The sequence below is a fragment of the Providencia sp. PROV182 genome (assembly GCF_028480325.1).
GTDB classification, from domain to species: Bacteria; Pseudomonadota; Gammaproteobacteria; order Enterobacterales; family Enterobacteriaceae; genus Providencia; species Providencia hangzhouensis.
Genome location: NZ_JAMPOL010000014.1, coordinates 178,265 through 191,177, shown reverse-complemented (window position 1 = coordinate 191,177; position 12,913 = coordinate 178,265). Strand labels below are relative to the sequence as shown.

Sequence of the window (12,913 nt, the reverse complement as noted above, 5' to 3'; positions counted from 1 at the left end):
ACCTATTTCATAAATTGACTAGATCCAGAAAACCATCCTTCAGCTTTAAAATAACATTCCATATTATGGATATAATTTACTGAGTTATTTTGAAATCCAACACCATCTAATAAACAATTAATATCAATATCAAGCGAGTTCGCAATTTGCTTAATCTGCTCTAGGTGTAGTCGAATAACTCCGCGCTCAATACGTGAAACATGTTGCTGAGAGCATAAAAGTAAATCAGCTAACTCAGAGCCACTTAATCCTTTTGCTCGGCGGGCTTTATATATATTACCCCCGACAATTTCTTTAGGAGATAAGTTAGATTGCATAAAATCTTCCTCACGAAACTGAATGATTTACTAATTTAACTGTTGTCAAAATGCACCAAATTGACAATAGTTGTATATTGTTAGTTAAATATTTCATTAATGAATGAATAATTTTAATTTTGTATTTTATTTTTAAAATTATTAGTTAATTATTCCAAATAAAGCATTTCAGAATATTACAATGTGTAAGTTTGAAGTGGCATGGAGAGTTTGAATGTGTGAAAAAATTAATAAATTCAATGATCTTTTAATAATGGAATGTACTTATTTTTAGTAATGTATACATAGCGTTATTTACACGCTACGTATTTGACGTGTATTTTCATTTAACTTAAGATGCACCTAATTCATTACGTTTGTCAATTTGGTGCATTTTGACAACTCTTTTAGCGCCTTTATCCCACCATATAGCACCTTTCTTACCACACTCCCCGAAATCTTGCAGGGTTACTTGCTGTGTATCGTACGGTATGTTGTATATTCGTATGCCCCAAATAATCCTGAATTAAACGCGTATCGGCACCTCTATCCGCTAATGCATAACCACATGCATGTCGTAACATGTGGGGATGAATACCTAGGGTCAGCTCAGCTAGCTCGCCAAGTCGTGAAAAAAGTTGATAAAAGCGCTGGCGAGTCATGGCAGTCCCTCTTTCAGATAAGAATAACCACTGGCTTTCTTTCCCTTTCCATGTATTTCTAATTTTTAGCCAAGCTTTAATGAGTGGGATCTCTTCATCAATCAGTGGGTGATTAACTGAAAAACCATTCTTTAAACGGTGTACATAAAGTTCATTACTTTCTAAGTTAAGATCAGATAATTTTAGCGATAGGGCTTCGCTTGCCCTTAGACCATGTATAAAGCACATATAAATTAAGCAAGAATTACGTTCGGGATGTCGCGACAAATGACAAGCAGCTAAAAGTCGAGATATTTCCTGTTGAGTTAAATACTTACGAGTGGACATGAACGTTTCCCTATTTAGTCAAAAAAGGTCAATCATATCTAAATTAATCGACCTAACACATTAATTTTTTTAGATAAATATAATGCCTTTATTCTATGAGTGAAATAAAAAATTATTTATTATCCGCCAAGTCGGTAATTGAAGACTAATTAACTAAAGTTTTATATTTGGTTAATCAATTTTTATTCTGTGTTATAAATGCGAGGGAAAAGGGATTATTTGCCTACGAAACAATACTTACTCGTCGATGAAAGCAGCTAATTTCCATTTTTCGTGCCGGCCCACTCACCATTCTACGAGTTGCTTTTAATGGCCCCATGTTGTTTTTTCCCGCTGTCTTTCTCCGAGTATTTTATGGTTAAATTCCTACCCGTTTCTTTAAAGGGAAAATTTCTTTAAGATGAAATGGAGTTAAGTCAAATAAAGTCACTATTAGGTTCCCATGAGAATACTATTAATTGAAGATCACCTAAAAACCCAAGTGTGGGTCAAAAATGGGTTAGAAGAAGCGGGTTTTCTCGTTGATGTGACTAATGATGGTCGCGATGGTCTCTATTTTGCCTTAGAAAACAGTTATCAATTGGTGATCCTCGATATCATGCTGCCTGGTATGAATGGCTGGGAAATTTTAAAAATCTTACGCACAGCTAAAAACATACCGGTGATTTGCCTCACTGCGCGGGATGCCGTTGATGACAGAATTAAAGGTTTAGAGCTTGGTGCCAATGACTATCTCGTGAAGCCGTTTTCGTTTTCTGAATTATTAGCTAGGGTTAAAAACCAATTAAAAATTAACCAGCCAGCCTCAACCACCATAACTATTGCGGATTTAAAAATCGACTTAACTCGCCACGATGTTGAGCGGGCTGGAAAGAAAATCACCTTAACTCGGCAAGAGTTTTCCTTATTGCTGTTCTTCGTTCTACATTGCGATGAAATTTTACCTAGAACCTTAATTGCTAGCGAAGTTTGGGGCATCGATTTTGAAAGTGACACGAATATTATTGATGTGGCTATCCGTCGATTGAGAAAAAAAATCGATGATGAATTTGACGTTAAACTCATCGAAACCATTCGAGGGATGGGATACCGTTTAAATAGGCCAATAGAATGAAAAAGAAATCACTTCGATTCAAACTTATTTCTCTGTTTATCATTCTTATGGTTACTAATGCTGGAGTGGTGACATGGATTTTGTATCATTCACTCAAAAATGAACTATCTCAACAAGATAATAATTTACTGGTTAACCGTGCGGAGCAGCTTGCCAAACTCATCGCTGGTGGCATTGATATCAAAACACTTCCCATGTATTTCCAAAGCATGATGGATATGCGCCAAGACTTGATCCAAATCTCTGATGCAGCAGGGCAAATATTGGTCACAACCAATCGCGAGTTATTGGGCTCCCAACCTCTTCAGTTAGTCAATCTTGAGCAGCTAAACATCAATGCCATTAACCATTGGCAAACTGCTCAAGGCATCCCTATTTCTGCGGTCTATTTTTCGATGAATTCTCCAATAGGGCCGCTCCATGTGGTGCTTGGTAAAGTTTCTGTCGACCGTAGTGGCGTGTTGGCTCAATATCTTACCCAAAGCGTGGTGATTTCTGTCCTCTCAATTTTGCTGATGGGGCTACTTAGCTTATGGCTGTTGAAAAAAGGGTTATCCGACATTCAAGCATTGAGCCAGATAACGGTCAAAACAGACGTTCATGCATTAAATGATCCAATCGATATTGATCAGCTACCACAAGAGCTAAAAGAGCTGGGCGAATCAATGAATACGATGCGCCAGCGGTTAAAGCATGATTTTGTCAAACTTACTCAATTTGCTGATGACTTGGCGCATGAGTTGAGAACCCCAATTAATGCGATTCGGGTACAAAATGAAATTACACTTCAGCGCTCGCGCAGTGTTAGCGAATATGAAGGGATGATAGTCAGTAATATTGAAGAGCTCGATAAACTGTCACAAATGATCCAAAGTACTTTGTTTATTGCCCGTGCGGAAAATAAAAATATTACCTTAAATCGAGAAAAACTTTCCTTATATACGTTAGTTAACGATGTTTACGAACTCTTTTCTGCCTATGCAGAAGAAAAACAGATTGAGCTGTATTGTGAGCCCTCATCCCTGACTCTGGATGCTGACCCAGTATTACTCAGCCGAGTTTTAGTGAATATTGTCTCCAACGCGATTAAATATTCTCACCCAGGCACTTGCGTCGTTACCCAAATTATTGCGCTGCCGCAACAGCGAGAAATTAAAATTACTAACCAAGGTGAACCTCTACAAAATAGTGATGAAATTTTCACCCGTTTTTGGCGCGGGGATAATGCTCGAACGACAGAGGGAACAGGACTCGGGTTAGCGATTGTGAAAGCGATAGTCGAATTACATGGCGGATCAGCGAGTTTTGAACACCATGCAGGAACCAGTACCATTACCCTGAAATTTCCTACAATTAAGTAAGATGACAAATTTGTCATCTTACTGTCAGCCACTTTTGTCGTACTTTCGGTATAACTAATTTCATATCCTTTTTGCTATGGAGCGCATGATGAAAAAGTTACCTAAAATTCCCGCATCTCAAATCACGGATGAAACCCTCTTTTTTATGAAACGCCGTCAGCTACTTAAGGCTTTAGGCATTGGAGCTGCAGGTTTAACCGTTGCGACGACGGCTAATGCAGGGCTGTTTTCTTGGTTCGATGACGATACGCCAACACCTCCGATGACGCCAAGAAAACCTCTGACATTTATTCAACCTGAAGAGTTTCAGCCATCTTTAACCCTCACCCCTGAAGATAAAGTGATTGGTTATAATAATTTTTATGAATTTGGGCTCGGTAAATCCGATCCTGCCGAGAATGCCCATACTTTAGTCACGGATGAGTGGACGGTGACAATAGATGGCGAAGTGAATCGTCCCCTGACGCTTAATTTAGATGACATAAACACTAAGTTTCCCTTAGAGGAGCGCATCTATCGCATGCGCTGTGTTGAGGCTTGGTCGATGGTCATTCCATGGGTTGGCTTTCCTTTAGCGAAATTATTGGCTTTAGTCGAACCCACTAGCAAAGCTAAATATGTGGCTTTTGAAACACGCTACGCACCAGAACAAATGCCAGGACAAAAAAGTCGTTATATTGGTGGTGGTTTATCGTACCCCTATGTTGAAGGGCTACGCTTAGACGAAGCTATGAATCCACTGACTTTGCTGGCGACCGGCGTTTATGGAAAAACATTACCCAACCAAAACGGAGCACCGATCCGGTTGGTCGTACCATGGAAATATGGCTTTAAAGGGATTAAATCTATCGTCAAAATTCGCCTTACTGAGCAAATGCCTGACACGACATGGAACTTATCAGCGCCGAGCGAATATGGCTTTTTTGCCAATGTGAATCCAGATGTAAGCCATCCTCGTTGGTCACAAGCCACCGAACGTTTTATTGGTGCTGGGGGCTTAGGCCAAGTGACCCGCCAGCCAACATTGTTGTTTAATGGATATGGCGAACAAGTGGCAAGTTTGTATCAAGGAATGGATTTGCGGAGATATTATTGATGCCCCAAGACAATAAGTTCATTGTTGGATTAACCAAAGGGAGCTTTCATCTTATTGCTTTGCTCCCTTTGGTATGGCTGATTTTTTTAGTCGATACCCAACGGCTTGGAGCCGACCCTGCCAAAGATATCCAACATTTTACAGGAATAGCGGCTTTACGTTTGCTCGTTATTATTGTACTGATCCCACTGGTTGCGAAATTATTGCGATTTACTGCCTTGTTTCAGACGCGAAAATTACTGGGGTTATGGTGTTTTTTCTGGGCTGTGCTGCATTTAAGTAGCTATCTATTACTGGAAATTGGCGTAAATAATTTGGCGCTATTTTTCGAAGAGATTTTTTCGCGGCTCTATTTAGTGATTGGCGCGATAGCTTGGTTGTGTTTATTGTTGATGGCAGTCAGTTCATTCAACCGTATACGCCTTTATTTGGGCGTATGGTGGAAAAGAATTCATATGCTGCTTTACCCTACGCTCATATTGGCGCTTTGCCACTATACTTTGTCATTAAAAACCTTAACACCTGAACCATTTATCTATTTAGCCATCGTGGGAAGTGCGTTTGCTTATCGCATGCGGAGCCAGCAAACACAACGAATAAAATCTTAATAAAGGTTGACGTGCTTTAATTGTATTCCTACCTGATATTATCAAATGCCGGTACTGAAGTTTCTCAGTATTAGGCATTCACTTTATCAAAGCACAAAATTACATGTGTGAAATATAATCTCTTAATACTCATTATTAGTGTAATAAATCCCCTGATTTTTAGACTTTGTTGGAATTTATTGGGTGCTAGTGATGATTTCTGTGGTATATAATTTCGATTATAAATTTTACGGTAATTTATAATTAATTTGTTGGTGTTTGTAAATAACAAGGTTAAGATAAATCTTAAAAAAATCTCATATAATTTACAAACACAAAATCTGAGTAAATCTACTTTTTTAAGTTGTATTTCGTGGTTGAAATTTAACCATAAAATACATCTCATTAGTAAAAAATATGTTTTAATATTTTTAAGTGTATCAAAATGTAATTTTTTGGGTGGTAAGCTTTGGTTTTTAATCTATAACATACTGTTATTTATATTATTAATTTAAGTGTGATTTTTTTTTGTTACATTTCTCCTATATTAATAGAGCGATAAATGTTTTTAATAGTAATCAATTTGCTCTATCGATTATACAAAATAAATAATCAGACATATAATAATCAAAAATTTTAGGACGGTATCTATGGTTCAGATTGGTGCCTATAATTAATTTTTAATATAAAGGTTAAATTAAATGACTTATTTTTCTAATGAGATAAATAAAGAAATAGGGCAGTATCTGAGAGGAATTAGAAAAGAGCGAAACTTAACAGGGGAAGAGTTGGCAAAAAGATTGAATATTAGTCAACAGCAGATATCTCGATATGAAACGGGAAAAACAAAACTGACATTTGAAATGATGGACACAATCCTTTTGATATTCAATAAGTCATGGAGAGACCTTTTTAATCATGTAATAGATAGATATGATAATGAAAGATTACAATGTATTATAAAAAATGAAAATAATTATTTTGCTATCTTAGATAAAGACACTAAAAAAATGTGGCGTTAATTCAGTCAATAAAAATCTAACCTATTTTACAAAGTGTAATCATTAAATATAACTTGTATATATGATAACTTTATTAAAAATAATCATTAATTTAATTAAAAATAATGATTATTTTTATCTAAAGTTGTTATTAACAACTATTTGGCGAAACATACATTATACGAGTATTATACAGGATTAAATAATCATGAAATTGAATAAATTTGTAATGGGTGCTGTATTTGCATCAGGCTTTGCTTCGTTCGCAGCAATGGCTGCTTATACTGGTACACCTACTAACGGTACTATCGAATTTTCAGGTGAATTAGTGAATTCTGCTTGTGGTTTAAGTGAAGAATCAAGTCCTGTAAAAGTAAACTTTTATCAGATCCCTGTTTCTAATTTAAAAAATGGTGAGCGTGCAGGTAATATCAAGAAAGATATCGTTCTGCAAGGGTGTGATACTACCGTTGCACAAACTGCAACTGTAACTTATACACCATCAACTATTAACCCTAATGATAATACATTAGCGGCGTTCACTTCAGGTACTGCAAGTGGTGCTGGTATCGGTTTAAGAGACAATGGAAATAAAGATGTTGTTTGGGGACAAGCTTCTACAGCAGTTAATTTAACTGATGGTAAAACTGCAATTCCATTCGTTGCTTATTTAAAATCTGATAATGCATCTAATGCAGTAACTCCAGGTAGCTTTGATTCAACCATCAATTTTAAAATTGATTACCAATAATTTGTAATTGATTTTATACCAAGATGCGGAGTGTTAAATACTCCGCATTAATAAAATCTACCAATAACTAAATGGTATTATCCATGACTATTCGGGTTGCAAAAATAGCACTAGGCTCTAGTTTGCTATGGCCTCTATTAAGTTGGGGAATGATCGCCAATAACACCCCTGGTGATATTGTAATGCAAGGTGAATTAATAGAAGCCTCATGTACGATTGATCCTGAAAGCCGAGAACTTTGGGTTAATTTTGGTGAAATCAGTGCCCGAGAGATCACTCCTGAAGTCAATATGCTGGTGAGTAAGAATTTTGCTATAAAGCTCGTTGGATGTACGTTGCCTTCTAATGATAAAGGTAGTGCATCACGCGCGCAAATAACCATGATGGGAACATCTGTTAATGATGATCAACTTTTACAAGTAAGCGGCGATTCAGAGGGGTTTGGAATTCAGTTTAGAGACTCTCACGGCGAAATACTTAAACTTAATAGAAAAATGCCGGATTACACATTATTAGAAGGGCGCAATAGATTAGATTTTACTGCAATTTTAGTTGCTTATCAAAAGCATATTAAGGCAGGTGATTTCGCTGGAGTTCTAAGGTTTAGAATGGATTATTTCTAAAGCTAATAATAATTACATATAAAAGAGAATTGAGCTAAATCTCTAGCCTAATGAGTGAATACTGAGTAACTAAAATGATTATTTTAAATGGAAATATAAATAATATAAAAAAACTATTTGCAATATATATTGCAGTACTTTGCTATTCACCAAATATGTCTGCAAATGATCTTGTTGAGTTTAATGTTGACGTATTAGATGTTGGTGACCGTAACAATATTGATTTAACTCGATTCTCTAAAGATAATTTCGTATTTCCTGGGACATATTTATTAGATCTCTATATTAATGGACAATCATTGTCTCAGCAGAAAGTCACTTATATTACCGATCCTCACGATAGTGAAAAATCATTAGTTTGTTTTACCCCTAAGCAAATTGAAATGTTAGCGCTCAAAGAAGATGCGTTAAAAAAAATCCAAGCCATATCCCCTGAATGTTCAAATATTTTACCTATTTCAGGCGTTAAAATTAATAATCATGAAGGCAAACTGGATATCACTATTCCACAGGCATGGATGAAATATTCCGATCCTAGTTGGGTGCCGCCTGAGCGTTGGGATTCTGGGGTTTCAGGCCTTATATTTGATTATAACCTGACCGGGTCAGTTTCTCGTTCTTTGACGACACATACAAATAAACACTCATTATCAGCATATGGCCAAACGGGATTTAACTTGGGGGCATGGCGTTTTAGAGCTGATTATCAAGCTAATTATAACGAGCGTGGCGATAGAAAATTCGATTGGAACCAGTTTTATGCATATCGTCCTCTGATCCACATGGCGGCTAAGCTGACACTGGGTGAAATTTATCTAAGTTCTCAGGTTTTTGACACGATTCGCTTCACTGGTTTTAACCTTGCCAGTGATGAACGTATGTTACCGCCGAATCTACGAGGATATGCACCACAGATTAATGGTATCGCGAAAAGCAATTCAAAAATTGTTGTGACTCAAGCTGGGCGTGTCGTTTATGAAACGACGGTACCTGCGGGGCCATTCAGTATTCAAGATTTGCAAAGCTCAATCCGTGGAACCTTGGATGTCAAAGTTGAAGGTGATGACGGCGAGGTATCGACTTTTCAAGTTGATACGGCAAATATCCCTTATTTAACTCGCCCGGGTTATGTGCGTTACAACGCTTCGGTCGGTAAGCCATCTCGATTTAATCACAAGCCTGAGGGGCCAATGTTTGCCACGGGAGATTTCTCTTGGGGGCTGAGCAATAACTGGTCACTCATTGGAGGCCTACTTTTTGCGGGTAGGGATTACACCGCAATATCTGCTGGGTTAGGGCGCGATTTATCTATATTTGGTGCACTTTCTGCAGATATCACACAATCCATTAGCCGAATGCCGGGTGATAATACACAAACGGGTTCTTCTTATCGTCTGAGTTATTCAAAGTCATTTGATGAACTTAACAGTACGATTACTTTTGCGGGTTACCGCTTCTCGCAGGATAAGTTTAGAACGCTGTCGCAATATTTAGATGAGCGTGAAAACAAATATCTGGGTATTGGCCGTCAAAAAGAGATGTATACCGTTACAGGGAATAAAACTTTTTGGGCGGATGATCCTGATTGGAGAACGACAGTATTCTTAACTTATACCCATCAGACCTTTTGGGACCAAACATCTCAAGATAGATATGGCTTATCCGTGGGGCGAACATTTCGTCTAATGGGCATCAATGGTGTCTCAACCAATATTGCGGCTTACCGTTCTGACTATCGAGGTCGACGTGACGATAGCATTTCACTTTCGGTTTCAGTGCCTGTTGGTGATAGCCGTTGGGCTGGATACGACTTGCAAAATAGTGGTAGTAAGACCAGCCATATGCTGTCTTACAGTGATAACAGGGATACGAATAATTTATGGCGAGTTAGAGCTGGCCGAAGCAGCGATGATCGCGTCCGGTTTGATGGATATTATCAAAAACGGACGCAACTTGCTGAAGTTAATACCAATGTGAGCTATCAAGAAAGACAAACGGCATCGATCAACGGGACATTGCGCGGTGGCTTCACTGCTACTAAGCATGGTGCTGCATTGCATAACAGCACCGGTACAACGGATACAGCAAGAATTATGGTCGATACCAACGGTGTTGGTGGCGTGCCGTTTAACCATGAAAAAACGCGAACTAACTGGGCTGGTATTTCTGTTGTGCCTGATATTGTCAGCTATTACAGCTTCGACACACGTATTGATGTCGATAAGTTAAAAAATAACGTTGATACCAATAAGGCGATCGCAACCTCGACATTAACAGAAGGGGCAATCGGTTATCAGCGATTTGATGTTGCACAAGGTGAAAAGCTCATTGCCACCATTCGTTATAACGATACGGTACCTCCGTTTGGTGCTGATGTGACAAACGCGGATGGAATTAACATTGCCATGTTAATGGAAAATGGGTTGGCGTACTTGATGGCAGTAAATCCTAAAGAAACGTTAACAGTATCTTGGGGTGGAAAAGCGCAATGTAAAATTCAACTGCCTGAAAAAATAAATTCGGGCATGTCAGTTTTGCTGCCTTGCCAATAATGTAATGACAGTTTGAAAAAGTATTCTATAAGGTAGAGAAAATGGCGATTCGTATAAATAAATGGGTAGGTGGTTTGCTAGTTATGATGGTTGGCGTAGGGCAATCATATGCAGGTATTTCACTGGATAGAACGCGACTGATTATTACAGGCGATGAAAATTCTGCGAGTGCTAATTTATCAAACACCAGCTCAAGTATTCCTTTTCTTGCTCAGTCATGGGTTGAAGATGCCAATGGGAAAAAAATTACATCGCCATTAGTTGTATTGCCACCATTACAGCGCATTAATGGGGGGCAAAAAGGGGTTGCTCGTGTTTCAAAAACAGCCGAGATAGATAAGTTACCTCAAGATCGTGAAAGTCTATTTTATTTAAATGTGCGCGAAGTTCCGCCAAAACCCGATAAACCGAATGTTTTACAGTTAGCGATGCAATCGCGTATTAAATTATTTTATCGGCCGACAGCCATTATTCCTAAATCTAGAAGTGCGGTTTGGCAAGACCAAGTCATATTTTATAAACAGGGAAATAACTGGCGTGCTGAAAACCCAACACCTTATTTTGTAACCATTATTAGCCTTAATAATAAACCAGTGGCAGAAGGTGGAAAAAAACTAACCGATTTTCCAGGAGTGATGATTGCCCCTAAATCGCATCTCGATATTAAGGTCAATAGTTCAGGCGAGAGTTTCACCATGATGTATGTGAATGATTATGGTGGTCATCCAGAACTTAAATACAGTTGTAGCGGAAATACGTGTAAAGCGTTACCACCAGAGCAACAGATTCGCTAGGAGTATTGATATGAACATTAGGTGCTTAGGGATCGTGTTATTGGGATTAGGAAGTTTCTCCGCAGTTGCAGAAATTGCGGATGAAAAGCTGTCTCGCCAAACATTGCTAGACGTACATAGTACTGTGCATTTGACAGGAAGCGTTTATGCATCACCTTGTGTTCTTGAATTAGAAACACAAGAGCAGTATGTCGATTTAGGTGACATCAATGCCAGAGAATTTCACCGCATTGGCGATAGAAGTACTCCTGTTGCATTTAATATTCGGCTCAAAGATTGCCAACGCGGGGCATCCAAGTCATTTGTGAATGCTGCTGGAGAGGCAACTCAAAATGCTCAGCGTTATTACTTGACGGGAGAAAGCGCAGTTTCATTGAGTATTGCGGGAGATACGGATTTTTTTAACCCTGATCTTGTGCGAGTTACAGGCGATGTTCGAGGCGCAGGATTACGTATTTCCAGTAAAGATCATCAAAACTTAATGGTCAATCAGCCAACAAGTTCATGGGTGATCAAACCTGGTGATAACAACATTACACTTAATGCCTCATTGGAATCTACAGCACAGTCTGTTTCAGCGGGAACTTTTAGCGGATTAGTTAGGCTAAAACTGGAGTATTTATAACCATGTTTGTATCCAACAACAAAAAACTAAAAGATATGACTATTGTGGCCGGTCTACTCACAATAGGGTTAATGCCGTTATCTGCTTTAGGCTTTCCTCACGGCTCCGCTATACCTGATGGGGGGACTTACACATTCGAAGCGACAATGAATAATCAGCTACTGGTCAATGAGAAAGATGCTGAAACAGTATTCAATTTTGATGTGGGTAACTGGCCTTTTTTCGATATTTACTGCCAAAGTTATATGAAGCCAGGAGGTCCTGGAAATTCAGATCCTGATTCAGGAATGACATTTGATTTAATGTCAACCATTCCTACATCAATGCAAAACCCAGGGTACTTGAACCTTAATGAATATTTTGATGTAAAAGTTGAAATTCAAATAGGGGGAAGGGTTGGTCAGAAAGTTACTGTCCCAGTGAAGGATATGTGGAATGGGGGATCGGACCCAATAGAGTGTACACCACCGAGTGTTAATAGCCGTGACTATGGCGTCGAGCTACGGACAGGGTCGAGTGGGACAATCACGTTTAGGCTGAAAAAACCGATTATTAATGGCATTACCATCAACCAAGCTGAGCTGGTACAGGTTTTTGCCAAAAAAGGCAGCCCAGCGAATGGCAGTACAGCTTATGCGCCAATCCCTTCAACTCGGGTTGTTTTAGGAGCAGGGATTATCACAGTTGCTGATGAGTGTACGATTAATGAAGGTAACCCAATTAATATTGATTTTCTTGATGTAGCAAATACGAGTGAACAGTTAAATGGAATTAATTATGCTCAGCCCTTTAAGATCCCAGTTAAATGTACCGGTGGAAGTTTTACGACAGGTGATTTAAATATCAAGCTGTCACTCTTACCGGGGGCGTCAGGCAGTGCGGATTTTAACCCTGATTATTTCGGTACGTTAAAAAACGGCGTGAAACGCACAAATCTTGGCATTGTGGTGACTGATAATGTGGCGGGTACATTGGTAAAACCGAATCAAGCATACCAAGTGCCTGACTTTATTAATAACCAAGGTACCTGGAACTTAACGGCTGCGCCAATAGCTGCGCCTGGTAGTAGTGTGGAAGAAGGTGAATTTACAAGTACCGGGACAATCCTTGCTGAATTCCAATGA

At 38.7% G+C, this 12,913-nt stretch carries 13 protein-coding genes; 11 read left to right on the top strand and 2 right to left on the bottom strand.

Annotation, left to right across the window (positions count from 1 at the left end):
• Positions 1-2: 2 nt before the first annotated feature.
• The gene (locus PR834_RS13605; protein ID WP_004259612.1) at positions 3-317 is read right to left on the bottom strand and encodes a helix-turn-helix domain-containing protein; all 315 of its coding nucleotides are present in this window, start codon (positions 315-317) and stop codon (positions 3-5) included.
• A gap of 419 nt (positions 318-736) precedes the next feature.
• Positions 737-1,285, bottom strand: a complete 549-nt coding sequence (locus tag PR834_RS13600; protein WP_014657972.1) for a tyrosine-type DNA invertase — start codon at positions 1,283-1,285, stop codon at positions 737-739.
• Between the two features lie 442 nt (positions 1,286-1,727).
• Between PR834_RS13600 and PR834_RS13595 the strand changes: the two genes are divergently transcribed.
• The 11 genes from PR834_RS13595 (at position 1,728) to PR834_RS13545 (ending at position 12,913) form a co-directional block, all read left to right on the top strand.
• Complete coding sequence (locus PR834_RS13595) at positions 1,728-2,399, top strand: heavy metal response regulator transcription factor (protein WP_004259607.1); 672 nt, start codon at positions 1,728-1,730, stop codon at positions 2,397-2,399.
• A complete protein-coding gene (locus PR834_RS13590) occupies positions 2,396-3,760 on the top strand; it encodes a heavy metal sensor histidine kinase (protein ID WP_094962361.1) in 1,365 nt (454 codons plus the stop codon). Before PR834_RS13595 ends, PR834_RS13590 begins: the two co-directional genes overlap by 4 nt.
• Positions 3,761-3,848: 88 nt before the next feature.
• Positions 3,849-4,856, top strand: a complete 1,008-nt coding sequence (msrP, locus tag PR834_RS13585) for a protein-methionine-sulfoxide reductase catalytic subunit MsrP (RefSeq protein WP_094962362.1) — start codon at positions 3,849-3,851, stop codon at positions 4,854-4,856.
• Positions 4,856-5,464 (top strand): sulfite oxidase heme-binding subunit YedZ, encoded by a 609-nt coding sequence (locus tag PR834_RS13580; protein WP_094962363.1) that lies wholly within the window; start codon positions 4,856-4,858, stop codon positions 5,462-5,464. The genes msrP and PR834_RS13580 overlap by 1 nt, the downstream gene beginning before the upstream one ends.
• A gap of 680 nt (positions 5,465-6,144) precedes the next feature.
• Positions 6,145-6,465 (top strand): helix-turn-helix domain-containing protein, encoded by a 321-nt coding sequence (locus tag PR834_RS13575; RefSeq protein WP_004259596.1) that lies wholly within the window; start codon positions 6,145-6,147, stop codon positions 6,463-6,465.
• Positions 6,466-6,652: 187 nt separating this feature from the next.
• A complete protein-coding gene (locus PR834_RS13570) occupies positions 6,653-7,195 on the top strand; it encodes a fimbrial protein (RefSeq protein ID WP_004259591.1) in 543 nt (180 codons plus the stop codon).
• An 83-nt stretch (positions 7,196-7,278) separates the two neighbouring features.
• Positions 7,279-7,818, top strand: coding sequence for a fimbrial protein (locus tag PR834_RS13565; RefSeq protein ID WP_168697638.1), 540 nt, complete (start codon positions 7,279-7,281; stop codon positions 7,816-7,818).
• Positions 7,819-7,892: 74 nt separating this feature from the next.
• The gene (locus tag PR834_RS13560; protein WP_094962364.1) at positions 7,893-10,370 is read left to right on the top strand and encodes a fimbria/pilus outer membrane usher protein; all 2,478 of its coding nucleotides are present in this window, start codon (positions 7,893-7,895) and stop codon (positions 10,368-10,370) included.
• 41 nt (positions 10,371-10,411) lie between these two features.
• A complete protein-coding gene (locus PR834_RS13555; RefSeq protein ID WP_004259578.1) occupies positions 10,412-11,164 on the top strand; it encodes a fimbrial biogenesis chaperone in 753 nt (250 codons plus the stop codon).
• Between the two features lie 10 nt (positions 11,165-11,174).
• Positions 11,175-11,789, top strand: coding sequence for a fimbrial protein (locus PR834_RS13550; protein WP_004259573.1), 615 nt, complete (start codon positions 11,175-11,177; stop codon positions 11,787-11,789).
• 2 nt (positions 11,790-11,791) lie between these two features.
• Complete coding sequence (locus PR834_RS13545; RefSeq protein WP_004259569.1) at positions 11,792-12,913, top strand: fimbrial protein; 1,122 nt, start codon at positions 11,792-11,794, stop codon at positions 12,911-12,913.

Excerpts from the sequence above, each read along its gene's own strand:
- PR834_RS13605 (WP_004259612.1), bottom strand. The coding sequence starts at position 317 with ATGCAATCTAACTTATCTCCTAAAGAAATTGTCGGGGGTAATATATAT.
- PR834_RS13600 (WP_014657972.1), bottom strand. The coding sequence starts at position 1,285 with ATGTCCACTCGTAAGTATTTAACTCAACAGGAAATATCTCGACTTTTA.
- PR834_RS13595 (WP_004259607.1), top strand. The coding sequence starts at position 1,728 with ATGAGAATACTATTAATTGAAGATCACCTAAAAACCCAAGTGTGGGTC.
- PR834_RS13590 (WP_094962361.1), top strand. The coding sequence starts at position 2,396 with ATGAAAAAGAAATCACTTCGATTCAAACTTATTTCTCTGTTTATCATT.
- msrP (WP_094962362.1), top strand. The coding sequence starts at position 3,849 with ATGAAAAAGTTACCTAAAATTCCCGCATCTCAAATCACGGATGAAACC.
- PR834_RS13580 (WP_094962363.1), top strand. The coding sequence starts at position 4,856 with ATGCCCCAAGACAATAAGTTCATTGTTGGATTAACCAAAGGGAGCTTT.
- PR834_RS13575 (WP_004259596.1), top strand. The coding sequence starts at position 6,145 with ATGACTTATTTTTCTAATGAGATAAATAAAGAAATAGGGCAGTATCTG.
- PR834_RS13570 (WP_004259591.1), top strand. The coding sequence starts at position 6,653 with ATGAAATTGAATAAATTTGTAATGGGTGCTGTATTTGCATCAGGCTTT.
- PR834_RS13565 (WP_168697638.1), top strand. The coding sequence starts at position 7,279 with ATGACTATTCGGGTTGCAAAAATAGCACTAGGCTCTAGTTTGCTATGG.
- PR834_RS13560 (WP_094962364.1), top strand. The coding sequence starts at position 7,893 with ATGATTATTTTAAATGGAAATATAAATAATATAAAAAAACTATTTGCA.
- PR834_RS13555 (WP_004259578.1), top strand. The coding sequence starts at position 10,412 with ATGGCGATTCGTATAAATAAATGGGTAGGTGGTTTGCTAGTTATGATG.
- PR834_RS13550 (WP_004259573.1), top strand. The coding sequence starts at position 11,175 with ATGAACATTAGGTGCTTAGGGATCGTGTTATTGGGATTAGGAAGTTTC.
- PR834_RS13545 (WP_004259569.1), top strand. The coding sequence starts at position 11,792 with ATGTTTGTATCCAACAACAAAAAACTAAAAGATATGACTATTGTGGCC.